Raw genomic sequence first — 18,572 nt, forward strand, 5'->3', positions numbered from 1 at the left:
CATCAGAGTGCGTCGCGCCCCTGTAAAAGCGGCGATACGACCAGTAGAATTGCCGCTTTCCGACTCAACGCAACACACGGGAGCGAACGGCATGGCGGATGTGAAGAAGGTAGTCCTGGCGTATTCCGGCGGCCTGGACACCTCGGTGATCCTCAAGTGGCTGCAGGATACCTATAACTGCGAAGTGGTGACCTTCACCGCTGACCTCGGCCAGGGCGAGGAAGTCGAACCGGCACGCGCCAAGGCCCAGGCCATGGGCGTCAAGGAAATCTACATCGACGACCTGCGCGAAGAATTCGTCCGCGACTTCGTCTTCCCGATGTTCCGTGCCAACACCGTCTACGAAGGCGAGTACCTGCTGGGTACCTCCATCGCCCGTCCGCTGATCGCCAAGCGCCTGATCGAGATCGCCAACGAGACCGGCGCCGACGCCATCTCCCACGGCGCCACCGGCAAGGGCAACGACCAGGTGCGCTTCGAGCTGGGCGCCTATGCGCTCAAGCCGGGCGTCAAGGTGATCGCCCCCTGGCGCGAGTGGGACCTGCTCTCCCGCGAGAAGCTGATGGACTACGCCGAAAAGCACCAGATCCCGATCGAGCGCCACGGCAAGAAGAAATCCCCGTATTCCATGGACGCCAACCTGCTGCACATCTCCTACGAGGGCGGCGTGCTGGAAGACACCTGGACCGAGCACGAAGAGGACATGTGGCGCTGGACCAAGTCCCCGGAAGCCGCGCCGGACACTCCCACCTACCTGGAGCTGACCTACCGCAACGGTGACATCGTCGCCCTCGATGGCAAGGAACTGAGCCCGGCCACCGTGCTGGCCGAACTCAACCGCATCGGCGGCGAGAACGGCATCGGTCGCCTGGACATCGTCGAGAACCGCTACGTGGGCATGAAGTCCCGTGGCTGCTACGAGACCCCCGGCGGCACCATCATGCTCAAGGCCCACCGCGCCATCGAGTCCATCACCCTCGACCGTGAAGTGGCGCACCTCAAGGACGAGCTGATGCCCAAGTACGCCAGCCTGATCTACACCGGCTACTGGTGGAGCCCTGAGCGCCTGATGCTGCAGCAGCTGATCGACGCCTCCCAGGCCAACGTCAACGGCGTGGTGCGGCTGAAGCTGTACAAGGGCAACGTCATCGTCGTCGGCCGCAAGTCCGACGAGTCGCTGTTCGACGCCAACATCGCCACCTTCGAAGAGGACGGCGGCGCCTACAACCAGGCGGACGCGGCAGGCTTCATCAAGCTCAACGCCCTGCGCATGCGCATCGCCGCGGGCAAGGGCCGTACCCTGTTGTAAGGGTCGCCCGGCAACGCAAAACCCCAGCCTAGGCTGGGGTTTTTCATGGCCTACAGATCGAAGTCGTACTCGGAGATCTGCCGCTTCAGGCGGCGCTCTTCGAGCATGTTGTCGATCAGCCGCCGCTTGGTCAGGTTGGTCTTGCTCACCACGGGCTCGACGGTATCGGGTGCCTCGCCATCGCCCTCGAAGTCTTCGTCTACATCGATATCGCTTTTGTCTTCGGCCATTGGTAACTCCTGCAAGGCTGGACAGGGTCACACGCCAGTCATCGACAGGGCTGCGGGACCTTTTCGCGCACCTTATAGCGACAAAGCAGGGGCCGGTAAAAAAGATTTTTTCAATCGTCGCAGGGCGTTGATGCGCCCTTTTTCAATCGTCCGAAGTTTTCGCCTTGTATTCGCAGAGGTCTTCGATGCGGCAGCTGCCACAGCGCGGCTTGCGCGCCTGGCAGACGTATCGGCCGTGCAGGATCAGCCAGTGATGGGCATCCAGCAGAAAGTCCTTCGGCACCACCTTGAGCAGCTTCAGTTCGACTTCGACCACGTTCTTGCCAGGCGCCAGGTTGGTCCTGTTGCTGACGCGGAAGATGTGGGTGTCCACGGCCATGGCGAGCTGGCGGAAGGCCGTGTTGAGCACCACGTTGGCGGTCTTGCGACCGACGCCGGGCAGGGCCTCGAGTGCTTCGCGAGTCTGGGGCACCTCGCCACCGTGGCGCTCCAGCAGCAGCCGGCAGGTCTCGATGACGTTCTTGGCCTTGCTGTTGTAGAGGCCGATGGTCTTGATGTAGTCCGACAGCCCCTCCACGCCCAGGTCGAGGATGGCCTGGGGCGTATTGGCCACCGGGTAGAGGCGGGCAGTGGCCTTGTTGACGCTGACGTCGGTGGCCTGGGCGGAGAGGATCACGGCGATCAGCAGTTCGAACGGCGAGGCATAGGCCAATTCCGTCTTGGGATCGGGATTGTCCTCGTGCAGGCGGCGGAAGATCTCCAGGCGTTTGGCGGCGTTCATGGGGTGTTTCCCGACTCCAGGGCGGCGAGGTGGTGGGCGGCCCGCTGAGCGGCGGTGCGCAGGACGTCGAGCTGCGCCTGCTGTTCGAGAGAGGGCGTGATGCCAAAGGCCCGCTCGGCCTTGGTCAGCTGGGCGCGAGCCAGGGTGGCGGCGATCCGCGCCGGCTTGAGCGCGGCGGGATCCGCCATGGGGGGCGACACGGCGGTGGCGGCCGCGCTGGCCACCGGTGCCGGCTGCGCCTGGTCCAGCGCGGCCTGGGCCTGCTCGGCCGCCGCGCGCAGCTGCTGCACCTGGGCCTCCAGCGCGGCCTGGGCCTGCTCGGCCGCCGCGCGCAGCTGCTGCACCTGGGCCTCCAGCGCGGCCGTGCCGTACTGGGCCAGTTGCCGCTCGGCCTTCTGCAAGGCGACGCGGGCCATGGCGGCGGCGATTTTCAGCGGCTTGAGCGAAACCTCCGCCGCTGCGGATGACGCCGGGATCGCGGTGTTGGCCACGGGCGCCTGCCGCCGCTGGCGCTCGGCCTCCAGGCGCTCGCGCTCGCGCTGCAGGCGGACCTGGCGGGCGTCGAACCGCCGACGATAGTAGCGGGCACGCTCACGTTCCGCAGCGCGGTCGATTGGCTCCGGGGCAGCCACCAGGTCGATGCAGTCCACCGGGCAGGGCGCCAGGCAGAGTTCGCACCCGCTGCATTCGCTGGCGATCACCGTGTGCATCAGCTTGGCCGCGCCGAGGATGGCGTCGGTGGGGCAGACCTGGATGCACTTGGTGCAGCCGATGCACTCCGCCTCCCGGATCACCGCGCGTTGGCTGGGCGTCACCGGGTAGGGCGAATCCAGTGGCAGCGCGGGGCGCTGGAGCAGGGTCGACAGCTCGAGAATGGTGGCCGTGCCCCCGGGCGGGCACTTGTTATGAGCTTCGCCCGCGGCGATGCCGGCCGCATAGGGCTGGCAACCGGGATGCCCGCACTTGCCGCACTGGGTCTGCGGCAGCAGGGCGTCGATGGCGGTGATCAGATTGGCTTGGGCGTTCATGGCTTACACAGGAAAGGACGGCGCCCTGGGGCGCCGTCGCTATCACATCACCCGCTGGCCGGGCTTGGCGCCGCTGTCAGGGCTGAGCAGGTGGATTTCGCTGCCGCCGGGGCCGGCGGCCAGCACCATGCCTTCGGAGATGCCGAACTTCATTTTGCGCGGCGCCAGGTTGGCGACGTACAGGGTCAGGCGGCCTTCGAGCTGGCTCGGCTCCGGGTAGGCGCTTTTGATGCCGGAGAAGACGTTGCGCTTGGCATCGCCGATGTCCAGGGTCAGGCGCAGCAGCTTGTCGGCGCCCTCGACGAACTCGGCCTTCTCGATCAGGGCGATGCGCAGATCGACCTTGGAAAAGGTATCGAAGTCGATGGTCTCGGCCAGCGGGGCCTTGGCCAGTTCGCCATTGCCGGCGGGCTGGGGCGCGGCCTGGGCGGCCAGGTCTTCCTTGGAAGCGTCGATCATGGTCTGCACCTTGGCGGGTTCGATGCGGGTGAGCAGGGGTTGGAAGGCGTTGAGCTGGTGATTGGCCAGGCGCGATTCGAGGTCGGCCCAGGTCAGGGGGGCGACATTGAGGAAGCTCTCGGCGGCGGCGACCAGGTTGGGCAGTACCGGCTTGAGCAGGATCGCCAGCTGGCGGAACAGCTCGATGCCCTGGGCGCAGATGGCCTGGACCTCGTCCTGCTTGCCGTCCTGCTTGGCCAGGCTCCAGGGCGCCTTATCGGCGATCCAGGCGTTGGCGCGGTCGGCCAGGGCCATGATTTCGCGCATGGCGCGGCCGAAATCGCGGGTCTCGTAGGCCTCGGCGATGCTCGGCGCGGCGGCGCGGAAGGCGGCTTCCAGCTCGGGCGCAGCCTGGGCGTCCACCAGCAGGCCGGCGTTGCCCTTGTGGATGAAGCCGGCGCAGCGGCTGGCGATGTTGACCACCTTGCCCACCAGGTCGGAATTGACCTTCTGCACGAAGTCCTCGAGGTTCAGGTCGATGTCCTCGACATGGCGCGAGAGCTTGGCGGCGAAGTAGTAGCGCAGGTACTCGGGATTCAGGTGATCCAGGTAGGTGCGCGCCTTGATGAAGGTGCCCCGCGACTTGGACATCTTCTGGCCATCGACGGTGAGGAAGCCGTGGACGTTCAGCGCGGTCGGCTTGCGGTAGCCGGCGCCTTCGAGCATGGCCGGCCAGAACAGCGCGTGGAAGTTGACGATGTCCTTGCCGATGAAGTGGTACAGCTCGGCGCTGCTGTCCTGGTTCCAGAAGGCGTCGAAATCCAGGTCGTCGCGGCGGGCGCACAGATTCTTGAAGCTGGCCATGTAGCCGATGGGCGCATCCAGCCAGACGTAGAAGTACTTGCCCGGAGCGTCGGGGATCTCGAAGCCGAAGTAGGGCGCATCGCGGGAGATGTCCCACTCCTGCAGGCCGGCGTCCAGCCATTCGGCGATCTTGTTGGCGACCGATTCCTGCAGGGCGCCGCCCCGGGTCCAGCCCTTGAGCATGTCGCTGAAATCAGGGAGCTTGAAGAAGAAGTGCTCGGACTCGCGCAGCACCGGGGTCGCGCCGGAAATGGCCGACTTGGGGTCCTTCAACTCGGTGGGCGCATAGGTGGCGCCGCACTTCTCGCAGTTGTCGCCGTACTGGTCGGCGCTGCCGCACTTGGGGCAGGTGCCCTTGATGAAGCGGTCGGCGAGGAACATCTGCTTGTCCGGGTCGAAGTACTGGGTGACCGGACGGGTGGCGATATGGCCGTTTTCCCGCAGCTTGAGGTAGATGGCGCGCGACAGCTCGCGATTCTCTTCCGCGTGGGTGGAGTGGAAGTTGTCGAAGGCCACGCCGAAGTCGGCGAAGTCGGCGCTGTGCTCGCGCTTGACGTTGTCGATCAGCTGTTCGGGCGTGATGCCTTCGCGCTCGGCGCGCAGCATGATGGCCGAGCCGTGGGCGTCGTCGGCGCAGACGTAGAGGCACTGGTTGCCGCGCAGCCGCTGGAAGCGCGCCCAGATGTCGGTCTGGATGTACTCGACCATGTGGCCGAGATGGATGGAGCCGTTGGCGTAGGGCAGGGCGCTGGTGACGAGAATCTTGCGGGGCTCGGTCATGGTCTTGGCTGGATCGCGACGCTGATAAGGTGACCGACCATCATAGCGAAATGGCCGGTCGGTTTCATCCGTGGGGGATGGGTGAAGGCGGGAGCCGACCTAGAGATCGGCCAGCTGCCAATACAGCGCACTGACCATGGCGGCACCCAGGGCCGCACTGCGGGCACCGTTCCAGCCGACGTCCGGACGCGGATCGTTGGCGTTGTCCTTGAACGGCAGCTCCAGGGTCAGGGCCAGGCACCCATGGGTATGGCCGACGTACTTGGTGGCGAGCTTCAGCGTCTCGCTGCCGAAGTGGCCGCGGGGATAGCCGTACTGGGTCTGGAAATCCGGGCTGGCGCGCTGGAAGCGCTGCAGGAAGGCCCGTTGCTCCGCCTCTTCGCGCTCGCCGAAGTTGGGCAGGCCGTGGCAGCCGTCGACGAAGACATAGGGCAGGGCCTCGTCGCCGTGGATGTCGAGGAAGAGATCGCAACCGGTCGCGGCGATGGCGCGGCGTACCGCCAGCACCTCGGGACTGCGCTGTTCGTCCGGCTCCAGCCATTCCCGGTTGAGGTTGGCGCCCGCGGCGTTGGTCCTCAGGTTGCCCAGCGCCGAGCCATCCGGGTTCATGTTCGGCACCACGTGCAGCACCGCCCGTTCCAGCAGCTTGGCGCCCACCGGATCGCCCTGGTGTTCGCCCAGGCCGAGCAGCCGGCGCAACAGGCCTTCGACGAACCATTCCGCCATGGGCTCGCCGGGGTGTTGGCGGGCGATGATCCAGAGGTTCTTCTTGCCCGCGCCCGGGGTGCCGATGCGGAGCAGGTCCAGCGACCGCCCCAGCAGCGAACGGCCGACGGTTTCCAGACGGACGGCGGCATGTTGCTGCGCCTCGCCCATGAAGGCCAGGTGACGGCTTTCCGGATAGGGCTCGAAATAGGCGAAGAACAGGCTGTCGTGGTCCGGCGTCACTTCCCAGCTCAGCGTCTTGCCGTCATAGCGGGCGGGGATGCGGAACCACCGCTGGCCGCAATAGCTGGCCACCACGCCATAGTCGCGCCAGCCCTCGGGGTAAGCGCACTCGCCAGCGTTCTCGAAGCTCAGCCGGCAGGCCTGGCCGCGGGCGCCTTCCAGGCGGAAATGGAACCACTGGGTGAAGGGCGAGGCGCTGTCGGGGCGGATACGCAGGCGGATGTCGGCGGGGTCGGCCAGGGACAGCACCTCCACGGCGCCGCTTTCGAAGGTGGAACTGATGTGCAGGGAAGAGGCGTTCACGCAGGGCTCCGCGAGCGAGGGATAAGCCGGGAGTGTAGCGCCGCGTGGATAGGCTTTAGCAAGGACAGTGGGTAGCATAGGCCGCAACTGCTTTTCTCATCCGTCGTTTCCGGGAGTCTGCATGACCGCTCCGACTCGCGAGGCCATCGAGGCCGCGCTGCGCCAGTACCAAGATCCCTATCTCGAACAGGACCTGCTCAGTGCCGGCGCCCTGCGCGACCTCGCCCTGGATGGCGGTCGCGTGCGCGCCCGCTTCGAGCTGGGCTATGCCGCCGGACTGTTCAAGGGCGGCCTGGCCCAGGTGCTCAAGACCGCGCTGGAGAACGTCCCCGGGGTCGAGACCGCCGAGATCCAGATCGATTGCATAATCGCGCCCCACGCCGCCCAGCCGCAGCTGGACGCCATGGGCAACGTCAAGAACATCATCGCCGTGGCTTCGGGCAAGGGCGGCGTGGGCAAGTCCACCACCGCCGCCAACCTGGCGCTGGCACTGGCCCGCGAAGGCGCCCGGGTCGGGGTGCTGGACGCCGACATCTATGGCCCCAGCCAGGGCATCATGTTCGGCTTCGCCGAGGGCACCCGTCCCGAGGTGCGCGACGAGAAGTGGTTCATCCCGCTGCAGGCCCATGGCGTCGAGGTCATGTCCATGGCCTTCCTGACCAACGACAAGACCCCGGTCGCCTGGCGCGGCCCGATGGTGTCCGGTGCCCTGATCCAGCTGATCACGCAAACCGCCTGGAATGACCTCGACTACCTGATGATCGACATGCCCCCCGGCACCGGCGACATCCAGCTGACCCTGGCGCAGAAGGTGCCGGTGGCCGGCGCGGTGGTGGTCACCACGCCCCAGGACCTGGCCCTGCTGGACGCCAAGAAGGGCGTGGAGATGTTCCAGAAGGTCAACATCCCGGTGCTCGGGGTGGTGGAGAACATGGCGGTGCACATCTGCTCCAACTGCGGCCACGCCGAGCACCTGTTTGGCGAAGGCGGCGGCAGCAAGCTGGCCGAGCAGTACGGCGTCGACCTGCTGGCCTCGCTGCCGCTGGCCATGGCCATCCGCGAGCAGGCCGATGCCGGGCGACCCACCGCCATCGCCGATCCCGACAGCCAGATCGCGCTGATCTACCAGGAACTGGCGCGCAAGGTCGGGGCGCGCATCGCCCTGAGCGGTCAGGCGGGTGGCGGGATGCCCACCATCACCGTCAGCGACGACTGATTTCGTCCGTTCGCCTTTGAGACCGCGCCGCTATCCTCTAGAATGCGCGGTCATTTTTTTCGCCCCGGAGCCAGACCCGCCATGAGCATCAAATCGGACAAGTGGATTCGCCGCATGGCCCAGGAGCACGGCATGATCGAGCCCTTCGTCGAGCGCCAGATGCGCGGCGCGGACGACAGCCGGGTGATCTCCTACGGGGTGTCCAGCTACGGCTACGACGTGCGCTGCGCCAACGAATTCAAGGTGTTCACCAACATCCATTCGGCGGTGGTGGACCCGAAGAACTTCGACGACAAGAGCTTCGTCGACGTGGTCAGCGACGTCTGCATCATCCCGCCGAACTCCTTCGCCCTGGCGCGCACCGTGGAATACTTCCGCATCCCGCGCGACGTCCTGACCATCTGCCTGGGCAAGAGCACCTACGCCCGCTGCGGCATCATCGTCAACGTCACCCCGCTGGAACCCGAGTGGGAAGGCCACGTGACCCTGGAGTTCTCCAACACCACCACCCTGCCGGCGAAGATCTACGCCAACGAGGGCGTGGCCCATATGCTGTTCCTGCAGTCCGACGAGGCCTGCGAGGTCTCCTACAAGGATCGCGGTGGCAAGTACCAGGGCCAGCGTGGCGTGACCCTGCCACGCGCCTGACCCGCCGGAGTCGAGCGAAGCCGCCTGCTGGGCGGCTTCGTTGTTTTTCGACCTCAAGACCTGGCGTGCGCGGCCGATAGCCTGTCACCTGACTTATCTTTTTGGAGTGGATTTTCCATGGCCGGCATTCTCGACACCGTCGATCAACGCACCCAGCTGGTTGGCGAGAATCGCCTGGAAATTCTCATGTTCCAGCTGTCCAGCCGGCAGATGTTCGCCATCAACGTGTTCAAGGTGCAGGAAGTCCTCAAGCTGCCGCGGCTGACCCAGATGCCGAAGCGGCACCCGATGGTCTGTGGCGTCGTCCACCTGCGTGGCCAGACCCTGCCGGTGATCGACTTGGCCGCCGCCATCGGCATGCGGCCCATCACCCCCAACGAAAACAGCACCATCATCGTCACCGAGTACAACCGCTCGGTGCAGGCGTTTCTGGTCGGCAGCGTGGACCGCATCATCAACCTCAACTGGGACAGCATCCAGGCCCCGCCGGGCGGCGCCGGACGCCAGCACTACCTGACCGCCATCACCCGCATCGACGACAAGCTGGTGGAGGTGATCGACGTGGAGAAGGTGCTGGCGGAGATCGCGCCCTACAACGTCAAGGTGTCCCAGGAGCGCCTGGCCGATCCGTTGCTGGCCAAGGCCCGCGGCCGCGAGGTGCTGCTGGTGGACGACTCCAGCACCGCCATCGGCCAGCTGCGTGACACCCTGGTGCAGCTGGACCTGAAATTCCACGTCGCCACCGACGGCCTGCAGGCCCTGCGCAAGCTCAAGGCCTGGGCCGACGAGGGCTTGGTGCTGACCGACAAGTTGCTGATGGTGCTGACCGATGCCGAGATGCCGGAAATGGACGGCTACCGGCTGACCACCGAGATCCGCCAGGATCCGCGCCTTGCCGACCTTTATGTAGTGCTGCACACCTCGCTGTCGGGCAGTTTCAACGAGGCCATGGTGAAGAAGGTGGGCTGCAACGCCTTCCTCTCCAAGTTCCAGCCGGACCTGCTGGTCGAGGAAGTCCGCCGGCGCCTGGCGCTGACCGAGGCCTGATTCCCCGCGGTTTCGCTGGCCTGGCGCCTCCCTTACACTGGCGGCCTTCGTTCGCCGCCAGGAAGCCGCGCCCATGTCGCACCTCAGTGCCCTCTATCGTTATCCGGTCAAGTCGACGGCCGTGGAATCCCTGCCGCGGGCCGAGGTGGATGCCCTGGGCCTGGTGGGGGATCGCCGCTGGATGGTGGTGGATGCCGACACCGGTCGCTTCCTGACCCTGCGTCAGCTGGCGAAGATGAATCACATCGAGGCCCGCTGGCTAAGCGAGGAGCGACTGCGCCTGAGCGCGCCGGGTCACACCCCCATCGAGGTAGCGGTGCCGGATGCCGCCAGCGAACGCCTGGGCGTGACCATCTGGCGCGACACTCTGCAGGCGCCCGTCGCCGCAGCGGCCGATGCCTGGCTCAGTGACTTCCTCGGGCGCCGCTGCCGGCTGGTACACATCGCCGAAAGCCATGCCCGGCAGATCAATACCGACTTCGCCGAGCCCGGGCAGAAGGTGCATTTCGCCGACGGCTTCCCGCTGCTGCTGACCAGCGAGGCCTCCCTGGCCGATCTAGTGGCGCGGGTGGGCAAGCCGCTGGAGATGCTGCGCTTTCGGCCCAACCTGGTGGTCGAGGGGACGCCGGCCTATGCCGAGGATGGCTGGAAGCGCATGCGTATCGGCACGGTGGACTTCGCCGTGGCCTGTCCCTGTGCCCGCTGCATCGTCACCACCCAGGATCCGCTGACCGGCGAGAAGGATCCCGATCGACAACCCCTCACCGCCCTGCGCGAATACCGCTTCGACGACAATCGCATGCTGTTCGGCATGAACGTCATCCCGCTGGGGCGTGGCGTCATCGAAGCCGGCATGCCACTGGAGGTGCTGGAATGAACGCGCTGCGACGGGTAGCGCTGGTCAGCCCGGCGGGTGCGGTCAAGGCGGAGCTGGTCACGGCGGCAATGGAGCGGCTGCAGGCCGCCGGAATCGAGCCGGTGCTGGGCGAGCAGGCGCTCAAGCGGCATCGTTATCTGGCCGGCACCGCCGAGGAGCGCGCCGCGGATCTGCACTGGGCCTTCAGCCAGGCGGACGTGGATGCGGTCTGGTGCCTGCGGGGCGGCTACGGTTCCGCCCAGCTGTTGCCCTGGCTGGACTGGTCGCGACTGTCCAGCAGCAAGGGTCGGCCGCTGATCGGCTATTCCGACCTCACCGTCCTGCTGGAGGCCTTCCACCGGCGCGGCCTGACCGCCATCCATGGCCCCGGCGCCCTGGACTGGGGACGCCAGGACGAGGATCCCGCGACCCAGGCCGCCCGCACCCGCTCACTTGAGTCGGTGCGGGAGCTCTGCGCCGGCGCGCGTCCGGCCTGGCAGCTGGAGCGCCTGGCCGGTCCGGCCCAGGTACCGGCCGGCGAGCTGATCGGCGGCAACCTGACCACCCTGGCCAGCGTGGTCGGCACCGCCGCGGCGCTGCGCCCCCACGACGGCGCCATCCTCATGCTGGAAGACGTCGGCGAGCCCTACTACCGCCTGGAGCGCAGTCTCTGCCAGTTGCTCGGCAACCTCACCGAGCACCGCATCGGCGCCGTCTGCCTCGGCACCTTCACCGACTGCCCGCAGCGCAACGTCGAGCAGTCGCTGGAAGAGATCTTCGCCGAATGGCTGACGCCGCGTGGCATCGCCCTCTATCGCGGCCTGCCCAGTGGCCATGGCCCGCAGAATGAGGCCTGGCCCTATGGCGCCCGGGTCCGGCTGGAGGCCGAGCGCCTGCAGGTGCTCTAGCGGCGAGCCTCGCCCGGGTCGGACGGCTCCGGCCAGGGCGAGGCCAGTTCCAGCTTGCGCAGCAGCTGGCGCTTCTTGCTGTGATAAGCCTGCATCCGCACCAGCAGTTCATCCAGGGTGGCCACCGCCTTGAGGATGTGCGGCCCCTTGTTCAGCATCACGCACTCGGCGCGGACGCCGGTGGCCGCATCGGTGATCTCGGCGCGCGAGGGTGAACCCTTCTTGGCCAGGTTCTCCAGTACCTGGGTCGCCCAGATCACCGGCACATGGGCCGCCTCGCACAGGCAGAGGATGTCTTCCTGCAGCGCCGCCAGGCGTTCGAAGCCGCCTTCCACCGCCAGGTCGCCACGGGCGATCATGACGCCGAAACCGCCGCGCTGCATGCCCGCCAGCAGGAGCGCGGGAAGGTTGTCGCAGCCCCGGCGGGTTTCTATCTTCAGCACCACGCCCAGGTGGTCCGCCTGCAGCCGGGCCAGCTCAGCGAGCAGCGCCTGGACATCGGCGGCGCTGTTCACGAAGGACATCTCGATGCCATCGGCATGCTGGGCGGCGAAGGCCAGGGCCGCCAGGTCCTGCTCGCCCAAGGCGTCGAGCCGCAGGGTGCTCCGGGGCAGGTTGATGCCCTTGTCGCCCTTGAGCTTGGCGCCGCCGGGTGCGTGGGTGATGCGGACGAGCAATTCGTCCTGGTCGGCGTGCTCCACCACGCCGCCGATCTTGCCATCGTCGAACCAGAGGGGCTCGCCGCTCCGCACGTCGGCGAAGACCTGGGGCAGGGTGCAGCCGAGGGTGGCCGGGGTCAGCAGGCGACCGCTGCGGTCGTGGCTGGCGGGGCGCCCGGGAGACTGGTCGGCGGTCAGGGTAAGCAGCGCTCCTTCCGCCAGGCGCAGGGCGCCGGGTTGTGCGGGGAAGTCGCCGAGTCGGCTGTGCCGGCGACGCCCGTCGCGCTCGACGGTCAGGCGCAGGCCAGGCGCGAAATAGGTGGTCTTGTGCAGTTCCACCCAGCAGCCCTTGCCGGTCACCTCGACGACCTTCAGCCGCCGCCGGGCCTGGCGCGTATCCTCCATTTGGATAAGTTCGCCCTGGCGGAGGTCGCCGAGCCAGCGCTCGCCCACCTGGAGGGTCGCGCTCGCCGCTGAGGGTGCCGGCCGGGGTCGGCGCCTACCGGTCAGCCAGACCCGCGCCGGCTGGCGCACCCGGCCGTTGGCGTCCCGTCCGGGTTTCACCTTGCACACGGCTTCGCCCGGGGCGATGGGGCCGGTGCGCAACTTGGGCCCGGGCAGGTCCATGAAGACCTTGCAGGGCTGGCCGACCTCCTCGCTGGCGCGGCGCACATGTTCGATCATCCGCGCCCAGATGGCCGGCTCGTCGTGGGCGCAGTTGATCCGCGCGCAATCCATGCGTGACGCCAGCAGGTCACGTACCAGCGAGTACTGCTCCGCTGCCTCGCGGGGCAGGGTCACCATGATGCGTACCTCCCGCTCGCGCGGCGGGGCGCCGAACAGCGCCTGGGCATGGCGGGCCAGCGGGTTGGTGGCCTTGGCCGGCTTCTACGGCGACGGCGACGGCGACGGCGTACGACCCAGCAGCCGCTCCAGGGTGCCGAGAAGAGTCGCCAGCGAGGGCAGCACCTCGGCCTCGGAGCGTCCCAGGGAAGAAAGGCCCAGTGCGGACAGCCGTCGTTGCAACCCGTGCCGGTTGTGCGCCCGCAAGGCCAGGTAGGCGAGCAGGTTGTGGGCGCTGGCGCGGTAGGCAGGATCGAGCGCCTGGCGTTCGAGGCGCGGATCAGCGGTGGCCCGTTCCAGGGCGCCATGCAGCTCGCGCACCTCGTCGAGCAGGCTGGTGAGGTCGGCAGTGGGGGAGTGGGCAGGCGAGGTCGAACGGGGCGGCACGAAAGCTCTCCGGAAAGGCTGCCGGGCGAGACGCTCGCCCGGCATTCCTGTCTGGGACCCGCCGCCGCGGCAGAAGTGAAAAGCCAAGTGTTGCCAGACATTAGCGGCAGATGGCCAGTCTTGAGCGCGGATCGCCCGCGCTGGCCATAGGGCGTCGGCGAGGATGCTGCTATGATTCGCCGCCTTGACGATCCTCGTTTTCAGGTACCCGCCATGGCGCAGATTTCCGAACGTCTCCTGGTCCAGGCCCATCTGGCCGCCAAGCAGCCCAAGGCGCTCGGGCCGGACGAGATCGCGGCCTACAAGACCGCCATCGCCCGCGAGCTCAAGGCGCAGAACGCGGTGCTGCTGGCCCATTACTACACCGATCCGCTGATCCAGGCCCTGGCCGAGGAAACCGGCGGTTGCGTCGCCGATTCCCTGGAGATGGCCCGCTTCGGCAATCGCCATCCGGCGTCCACGGTGGTGGTGGCCGGGGTCAAGTTCATGGGCGAGACGGCGAAGATCCTCAATCCGGAAAAGCGGGTGCTGATGCCCACCCTGGAGGCTACGTGCTCCCTGGATCTGGGCTGTCCGATAGAGGAATTCTCCGCCTTCTGCGACCAGCACCCCGAACGCACCGTGGTGGTCTATGCCAACACCTCCGCCGCGGTGAAGGCGCGGGCGGACTGGGTCGTCACCTCCGGCTGCGCCCTGGACATCGTCGAACACCTGATGGACAACGACGAGACCATCCTCTGGGCACCCGACCGGCACCTGGGTCGCTACATCCAGCGCGAGACCGGGGCGGACATGCTGCTCTGGGAGGGCTCCTGCATCGTCCACGAGGAATTCAAGGCCAGCCAGCTGGAAGACCTCAAGCGGCTCTATCCGGAGGCGGCCATTCTGGTCCACCCGGAGTCGCCCGAGGCGGTGATCGAGCTGGCCGACCACGTCGGCTCCACCAGCCAGATGATCAAGGCCGCCCAGACCCTGCCCAACCGGCAATTCATCGTCGCCACCGATCGCGGCATCTTCTACAAGATGCAGCAGGCCTGCCCGGACAAGGTCTTCATCGAGGCGCCCACCGCCGGCAACGGCGCCGCCTGTCGCAGTTGTGCCCACTGCCCGTGGATGGCGATGAATACCCTGGAGCGCACCCTCAACTGCCTGCTGGATGGCACCGGCGAGGTACTGGTCGATCCGGCGCTCATCCCCCGGGCGGTCAAGCCGCTCAAGCGGATGCTCGACTTCACCCAGGCGCTGCAGCTAAGGGTCAAGGGCAACGCCTGAGCGCGCTGCCTGCCACTCAGCGCAGGATCTCTTCGCTCAGCTTGCGCTGGGCGATCAGCTCCTGCTGGCGGGCATCGATCCGTGCGGCCAGTTGGTAGTTGCTGGCCGCGCGCTGCTTGGCGAAGCCCAGCTGCTGGATGGCCTGGTTGTAGTCGCCGGTGAGGGCGAAGTACTCGGCCCGCGCCTGGTGCACGCCGACCAGATCACCCGCCTGGCCGCGGATGTCCGCCGCCTGGTTCCACAGGTCCGGATCGATCGGACGCGCCTTCAGCAGCTTGTCCAGCAGTTGGCTGGCGTCCTTGGACTTGTTGGTGCGATTGAGCAGATCCACCTGGGCAAGGCTAACCGCCAGGTCATCCGGGTAGAGCTCCACCAGGCGCTGCACCCGCTTCTGGGCGTCCGGCAGCCGATTGGCCGTGATATCCAGGTCGACCTGGGCCAGGTTGTAGCTGATGTCGTCCGGTGCCTTGCGCAGCAGGGGCGCCAGGGTGTCACGCGCCTCGTTGAGCTGGCCCTGGCGGGTCAGACCCATGGCCAGGCCGTAACGGACGGGGTCATTGTCCGGATTTTCCTGCAGCTGGGCCCGGTAGCGCTTCACCAGCAGGCCAGCCGTTTCCTCGAAATATATCTGGGTACGCACCTTAATCAGCTGGAAGCGCTTGCTGTCCTCGACGCCGCCCTTGGGAAAGCGCTCGGCGCGCGCCTGGGTATCGGCGATCCGGCTGTCGGTGACCGGGTGGGTCAGCAGGAATTCCGGCGGGGTGCGGTCATAGCGATACTGGCGGGCGAGGCGACCGAACATTTCCGGCATGGCGCGCGGATCGTAGCCGGCGCGCTCCAGGTTGACGATGCCGACGCGGTCGGCCTCCTGCTCGTTGAGCCGGGAGAAGCGCAGCTGGCTCTGGATCGCCGCCGCCTGGGTCGAGGCGATGGCGGCGATCCCGGCATCGCCACCGCCCGCGGCGGCCGCCACGATGCCGGCGAGCAAGGCCGCCATCAGCGGCAGCTGCATGCGCTGCTGGTTCTCCACGTTGCGGGCGAAGTGCCGCTGGATCAGGTGCCCCAGCTCGTGGGCCATGACCGCTGCGTACTCGGCCTCGGTTTCCGACTTGAGGAACAGCCCGCCATTCACCCCGATGACGCCGCCAGGCGCGGCGAAGGCGTTGATCTCGGGGTCCTTGATCAGGATGAAGACCAACCGGTGATCCTGCAGGTCGCTGGTCTCGGCGAGCTTGTAGACGGTCTGTTCGACGAACTGCTTGAGTTGCGGATCGTTGATGGTCGGCACCTGGCCGCGCAGCATGCTCAGCCAGGCGCGACCCATCTGAAACTCCTGCTCGGGCGAGACGATCGAAGAGCTGGCATCGCCCAGCGACGGCAGGTCGTTCGCCCCATGCGCCAGGAACGGCGTGGCGAACAGCGCCAGGGACAGCAGGGCGGGGCGCAGGACTTTCATGAAATGACTCTTGGCCGCAAAGCCGTTACTTTAGCGGCCCCTCGTCCGAGTGCCTAGCGAGCGCGGGCACTGTCGTATCCCGTACCGGAGAATCCCATGGCCGATCTGAGCCAACCCTACACCGGCGCCGTCACCGCCCATCTCGATGCCAGCGGCCTGAGCTGCCCCATGCCGCTGCTCAAGGCCAAGCTCGAACTCAACCGGCTCGCGGCGGGCGAGGTGCTCGCCGTGGTGGCCACCGACGCCGGCTCCCAGCGGGACTTCCGCACCTTCGCCAAGCTGTCGGGCCATGCCCTGGTCGGCGAGGAAGTGGCCGGGGAAACCTTCCGCTACTGGCTGCGCAAGGCCTGATCAGGCCCCGTTCAGCGCCTGGGCGGCGGCCAGCACCTCGGCCGCATGACCAGGGACCTTCACGCCGCGCCAGACCTGGCGTACCACGCCTTCGCGATCGATGAGGAAGGTGCTGCGATCCACGCCGATGTACTCCTTGCCATAGAGCTTCTTCGGCTGCAGCACCTCGAACAGGTTGCACAGCGTCTCGTCCTTGTCGCTGATCAGCTCGAAGGGAAAGCCCTGCTTGGCACGGAAGTTCTCGTGGGTGCGTAGGCTGTCGCGGGAGATGCCCAGGATCTCGGTGTCGGCCGCCTGGAATTGCTCGTGCAGGTCGCGAAAGCCCTGGCCCTGGGTGGTGCAGCCGGAGGTGTTGTCCTTCGGATAGAAGTACAGCACCACCTGGCGGCCGCGCAGGCTGTCCGGCGAGACCTCGAGGCCGCTGGTGGCCTGGGCCTGGAAGGTCGGAAGCGGTTGGTCGAGGGTCACGCTCATGGACAGCTCCTCCAGTGGTGTCTTTGGCTCAGTTGCTCTGCGGGCGCCAGGGCTCGATCAGCGCATCGAGGTTCAGGGCGTCGGCGAAATCGAGGAATTGGTCACGCAGCCAGCTGATCTGGGTGCCGGCCGGCAGGGTGACGGTGATGGTGGCATTGAGCATGGTGCCGCCGGTCTGGGGCGCCTGGTAGGAATCGCAGACCAGGTTCTCCACTTCGATCTTGTGGTCGGCGAAGAACTGGCACAGCTCGTTGAGGATGTCGGGCCGATAGGCGGCACTGACATAGACGACGTACGGCAGCGCCTGCGGACGATTTTCCAGCGCGGCGCTGCGGGTGACGCCCACGGTGAAGCCGTGCCGCTTGCCGAGGCCGGCGAGGCCGCCTTCCAGGCGCGCGAGGCCATCCCAGTTGCCGGAGACCTGCAGGATCAACGCGCTGTATTCCCCGTGTCGGCTCAGGCGGCTGCTGACCACCGCGCAACGGTTATCCATGCAGCTGCGGTAGAGCACATTGGTCAGCTCCATCGGATTGGCGCCCAGCGCACTGATGACGAGAAATTGTTCGCGAATCGGGGGGGTGGCGGACATTAGGGTTCCTGGCAGGGGAAGATACGACTGGGTTCTACAAGAAAAACGGCTGTGCTCGGTGATGCTTCGTTGAAAAAGGCTGCGGAATGCTCGTTTAACGCTCGTAAACTCCGCTTCCTCAGCCTTTTTCGCCGCGCCCGACCTTCGCTCGCCAACTTTTCGTACAGAACCTGACAAAGGCGAGAGGGTAGCGAAAAGCGCTCGCGGGGGGAATGCCCGTTGGGGGCGCGTTGCTTGTGCTGGCGCAGAGGCGTCAGTACCATTACCGCTCTCTTTTTCCGGCAGGAGCGGTTGCATGATTGCGGGGAGCATGGTGGCGCTGGTCACCCCTATGGACGCCCAGGGGCGTATCGACTGGGATAACCTGACCAAGCTGGTGGACTTCCATCTCGCCGAAGGCACCGACGCCATCGTTGCGGTGGGCACCTCGGGCGAATCCGCCACGGTCGACGTCGACGAGCACGTCGCCGTGATCCGTCATGTGGTCGAGCAGGTCAAGGGACGCATCCCGGTGATCGCCGGCACCGGCGGCAATTCCACGCGCGAGGCCATCGACCTCACGCAAGCCGCCAAGGACGCCGGCGCCGATGCCTGCCTGCTGGTCGTGCCCTACTACAACAAGCCGACCCAGGAAGGCCTGTACCAGCACTTCCGCATGATCGCCGAAACCGTCGCCATCCCGCAGATCCTCTACAACGTGCCGGGCCGTACCGCCTGCGACATGCTGGCCGAGACCGTCGAGCGGCTGGCCAAGGTGCCGAACATCATCGGCATCAAGGAAGCCACCGGCGACCTGGCCCGGGCCCGCGACATCCTCTCCCGGGTCGGCAAGGACTTCCTGGTCTATTCCGGTGACGACGCCACCGCGGCCGAGCTCATGCTGCTGGGCGGCAAGGGCAACATCTCGGTGACCGCCAACGTCGCCCCCCAGGCGATGAGCGACCTCTGCGCCGCCGCGATGAAGGGCGACGCCGACACCGCGCGTGCGCTGAACGAAAAGCTGATGCCGCTGCACAAGAATCTGTTCATCGAATCGAATCCGATCCCGGTGAAGTGGGCCCTGCATGAAATGGGCATGATCGACGCCGGTATCCGCCTGCCGCTGACCTGGCTCAGCTCGCGCTGCCACGAAGTGGTACGTCAGGCCCTGCGTCAGGCGGGAGTGCTGGCGTGATTAGGAAGCAG

The 18,572-nt window shown here is 66.8% G+C and carries 18 protein-coding genes and 1 pseudogene; 9 read left to right on the forward strand and 10 right to left on the reverse strand.

All coding sequences use genetic code 11. The features are described 5' to 3' along the window. The first annotated feature begins 91 nt into the window (after positions 1-91). Positions 92-1,309: an argininosuccinate synthase gene (locus FSV73_RS07165; protein WP_145005920.1), complete on the forward strand. Its 1,218-nt coding sequence runs from the start codon at positions 92-94 to the stop codon at positions 1,307-1,309. Positions 1,310-1,359: 50 nt separating this feature from the next. Here the strand turns inward: FSV73_RS07165 and FSV73_RS07170 are convergent, their stop codons facing one another. The 5 genes from FSV73_RS07170 to FSV73_RS07190 form a co-directional block, all read right to left on the reverse strand. Beyond that, complete coding sequence (locus FSV73_RS07170; RefSeq protein WP_145005923.1) at positions 1,360-1,539, reverse strand: PA3496 family putative envelope integrity protein; 180 nt, start codon at positions 1,537-1,539, stop codon at positions 1,360-1,362. A gap of 142 nt (positions 1,540-1,681) precedes the next feature. Beyond that, entirely contained in the window at positions 1,682-2,320 is a 639-nt protein-coding gene (nth, locus tag FSV73_RS07175) for an endonuclease III (protein WP_145005926.1), read from the reverse strand. Next, positions 2,317-3,348 carry an RnfABCDGE type electron transport complex subunit B gene (locus tag FSV73_RS07180; RefSeq protein ID WP_145005929.1) on the reverse strand — a complete coding sequence of 344 codons (1,032 nt, stop codon included), beginning with the start codon at positions 3,346-3,348 and terminating at the stop codon, positions 2,317-2,319. Before FSV73_RS07180 ends, nth begins: the two co-directional genes overlap by 4 nt. 42 nt (positions 3,349-3,390) lie before the next feature. Continuing rightward, positions 3,391-5,430, reverse strand: a complete 2,040-nt coding sequence (gene metG, locus FSV73_RS07185; RefSeq protein ID WP_145005932.1) for a methionine--tRNA ligase — start codon at positions 5,428-5,430, stop codon at positions 3,391-3,393. Positions 5,431-5,529: 99 nt separating this feature from the next. Continuing rightward, entirely contained in the window at positions 5,530-6,681 is a 1,152-nt protein-coding gene (locus FSV73_RS07190; RefSeq protein ID WP_145005935.1) for a M14 family metallopeptidase, read from the reverse strand. Positions 6,682-6,802: 121 nt separating this feature from the next. On the opposite strand from FSV73_RS07190, the gene apbC reads away from it, so the two are divergent. The 5 genes from apbC to FSV73_RS07215 all read left to right on the forward strand — a co-directional run bounded on the left by apbC (position 6,803) and on the right by FSV73_RS07215 (position 11,356). After that, positions 6,803-7,897 carry an iron-sulfur cluster carrier protein ApbC gene (gene apbC, locus FSV73_RS07195; protein WP_145005938.1) on the forward strand — a complete coding sequence of 365 codons (1,095 nt, stop codon included), beginning with the start codon at positions 6,803-6,805 and terminating at the stop codon, positions 7,895-7,897. An 81-nt stretch (positions 7,898-7,978) separates the two neighbouring features. Then, positions 7,979-8,545: a dCTP deaminase gene (gene dcd, locus FSV73_RS07200; protein WP_145005941.1), complete on the forward strand. Its 567-nt coding sequence runs from the start codon at positions 7,979-7,981 to the stop codon at positions 8,543-8,545. Positions 8,546-8,662: 117 nt separating this feature from the next. Beyond that, on the forward strand, positions 8,663-9,592 hold the full coding sequence (locus FSV73_RS07205) for a chemotaxis protein CheV (protein ID WP_145005944.1): 930 nt from the start codon (positions 8,663-8,665) through the stop codon (positions 9,590-9,592). Positions 9,593-9,665: 73 nt separating this feature from the next. After that, positions 9,666-10,469, forward strand: coding sequence for an MOSC domain-containing protein (locus FSV73_RS07210; protein WP_145005946.1), 804 nt, complete (start codon positions 9,666-9,668; stop codon positions 10,467-10,469). Continuing rightward, complete coding sequence (locus FSV73_RS07215; protein ID WP_145005949.1) at positions 10,466-11,356, forward strand: S66 peptidase family protein; 891 nt, start codon at positions 10,466-10,468, stop codon at positions 11,354-11,356. The genes FSV73_RS07210 and FSV73_RS07215 overlap by 4 nt, the downstream gene beginning before the upstream one ends. Here FSV73_RS07215 and FSV73_RS07220 read toward each other — a convergent pair. Further along, a pseudogene (locus tag FSV73_RS07220) lies at positions 11,353-12,885 on the reverse strand (pyruvate kinase); the annotation flags it as partial. The gene FSV73_RS07215 and the pseudogene FSV73_RS07220 sit on opposite strands and share 4 nt — an antisense overlap. Positions 12,886-12,903: 18 nt before the next feature. Continuing rightward, positions 12,904-13,245 carry a hypothetical protein gene (locus FSV73_RS25760; protein WP_260856032.1) on the reverse strand — a complete coding sequence of 114 codons (342 nt, stop codon included), beginning with the start codon at positions 13,243-13,245 and terminating at the stop codon, positions 12,904-12,906. A 213-nt stretch (positions 13,246-13,458) separates the two neighbouring features. Here FSV73_RS25760 and nadA point away from each other — a divergent pair, with 213 nt between their 5' ends. Further along, positions 13,459-14,517 (forward strand): quinolinate synthase NadA, encoded by a 1,059-nt coding sequence (gene nadA, locus FSV73_RS07225; protein WP_145006216.1) that lies wholly within the window; start codon positions 13,459-13,461, stop codon positions 14,515-14,517. Positions 14,518-14,533: 16 nt separating this feature from the next. On the opposite strand, the gene FSV73_RS07230 is transcribed toward nadA, so the two are convergent. Then, positions 14,534-15,973: a M48 family metalloprotease gene (locus FSV73_RS07230; RefSeq protein ID WP_145005952.1), complete on the reverse strand. Its 1,440-nt coding sequence runs from the start codon at positions 15,971-15,973 to the stop codon at positions 14,534-14,536. Between the two features lie 96 nt (positions 15,974-16,069). Here FSV73_RS07230 and FSV73_RS07235 point away from each other — a divergent pair, with 96 nt between their 5' ends. Next, the gene (locus tag FSV73_RS07235; RefSeq protein WP_145005955.1) at positions 16,070-16,324 is read left to right on the forward strand and encodes a sulfurtransferase TusA family protein; all 255 of its coding nucleotides are present in this window, start codon (positions 16,070-16,072) and stop codon (positions 16,322-16,324) included. On the opposite strand, the gene FSV73_RS07240 is transcribed toward FSV73_RS07235, so the two are convergent. Further along, positions 16,325-16,798, reverse strand: a complete 474-nt coding sequence (locus FSV73_RS07240) for a peroxiredoxin (protein WP_145005958.1) — start codon at positions 16,796-16,798, stop codon at positions 16,325-16,327. Between the two features lie 28 nt (positions 16,799-16,826). Continuing rightward, on the reverse strand, positions 16,827-17,387 hold the full coding sequence (locus FSV73_RS07245) for a glycine cleavage system protein R (RefSeq protein ID WP_007162770.1): 561 nt from the start codon (positions 17,385-17,387) through the stop codon (positions 16,827-16,829). A 295-nt stretch (positions 17,388-17,682) separates the two neighbouring features. Here FSV73_RS07245 and dapA point away from each other — a divergent pair, with 295 nt between their 5' ends. Next, positions 17,683-18,561 carry a 4-hydroxy-tetrahydrodipicolinate synthase gene (gene dapA / locus FSV73_RS07250; RefSeq protein WP_145005961.1) on the forward strand — a complete coding sequence of 293 codons (879 nt, stop codon included), beginning with the start codon at positions 17,683-17,685 and terminating at the stop codon, positions 18,559-18,561. Positions 18,562-18,572: the final 11 nt, after the last annotated feature.

Origin of the sequence: Pseudomonas oryzihabitans, assembly GCF_007665395.1 — a bacterium.
Lineage (GTDB): Bacteria > Pseudomonadota > Gammaproteobacteria > Pseudomonadales > Pseudomonadaceae > Chryseomonas > Chryseomonas psychrotolerans_C.

What these genes read in the sequence shown, in the direction of transcription:
- FSV73_RS07240 (WP_145005958.1), bottom strand. Translation starts at nt 16,798, where the DNA reads ATGAGCGTGACCCTCGACCAACCGCTTCCGACCTTCCAGGCCCAGGCC.
- dapA (WP_145005961.1), top strand. Translation starts at nt 17,683, where the DNA reads ATGATTGCGGGGAGCATGGTGGCGCTGGTCACCCCTATGGACGCCCAG.
- FSV73_RS07180 (WP_145005929.1), bottom strand. Translation starts at nt 3,348, where the DNA reads ATGAACGCCCAAGCCAATCTGATCACCGCCATCGACGCCCTGCTGCCG.
- FSV73_RS07210 (WP_145005946.1), top strand. Translation starts at nt 9,666, where the DNA reads ATGTCGCACCTCAGTGCCCTCTATCGTTATCCGGTCAAGTCGACGGCC.
- FSV73_RS07235 (WP_145005955.1), top strand. Translation starts at nt 16,070, where the DNA reads ATGGCCGATCTGAGCCAACCCTACACCGGCGCCGTCACCGCCCATCTC.
- FSV73_RS07165 (WP_145005920.1), top strand. Translation starts at nt 92, where the DNA reads ATGGCGGATGTGAAGAAGGTAGTCCTGGCGTATTCCGGCGGCCTGGAC.
- metG (WP_145005932.1), bottom strand. Translation starts at nt 5,430, where the DNA reads ATGACCGAGCCCCGCAAGATTCTCGTCACCAGCGCCCTGCCCTACGCC.
- nth (WP_145005926.1), bottom strand. Translation starts at nt 2,320, where the DNA reads ATGAACGCCGCCAAACGCCTGGAGATCTTCCGCCGCCTGCACGAGGAC.
- FSV73_RS07230 (WP_145005952.1), bottom strand. Translation starts at nt 15,973, where the DNA reads ATGAAAGTCCTGCGCCCCGCCCTGCTGTCCCTGGCGCTGTTCGCCACG.
- FSV73_RS07215 (WP_145005949.1), top strand. Translation starts at nt 10,466, where the DNA reads ATGAACGCGCTGCGACGGGTAGCGCTGGTCAGCCCGGCGGGTGCGGTC.
- apbC (WP_145005938.1), top strand. Translation starts at nt 6,803, where the DNA reads ATGACCGCTCCGACTCGCGAGGCCATCGAGGCCGCGCTGCGCCAGTAC.
- FSV73_RS07205 (WP_145005944.1), top strand. Translation starts at nt 8,663, where the DNA reads ATGGCCGGCATTCTCGACACCGTCGATCAACGCACCCAGCTGGTTGGC.
- nadA (WP_145006216.1), top strand. Translation starts at nt 13,459, where the DNA reads ATGGCGCAGATTTCCGAACGTCTCCTGGTCCAGGCCCATCTGGCCGCC.
- dcd (WP_145005941.1), top strand. Translation starts at nt 7,979, where the DNA reads ATGAGCATCAAATCGGACAAGTGGATTCGCCGCATGGCCCAGGAGCAC.
- FSV73_RS07245 (WP_007162770.1), bottom strand. Translation starts at nt 17,387, where the DNA reads ATGTCCGCCACCCCCCCGATTCGCGAACAATTTCTCGTCATCAGTGCG.
- FSV73_RS07170 (WP_145005923.1), bottom strand. Translation starts at nt 1,539, where the DNA reads ATGGCCGAAGACAAAAGCGATATCGATGTAGACGAAGACTTCGAGGGC.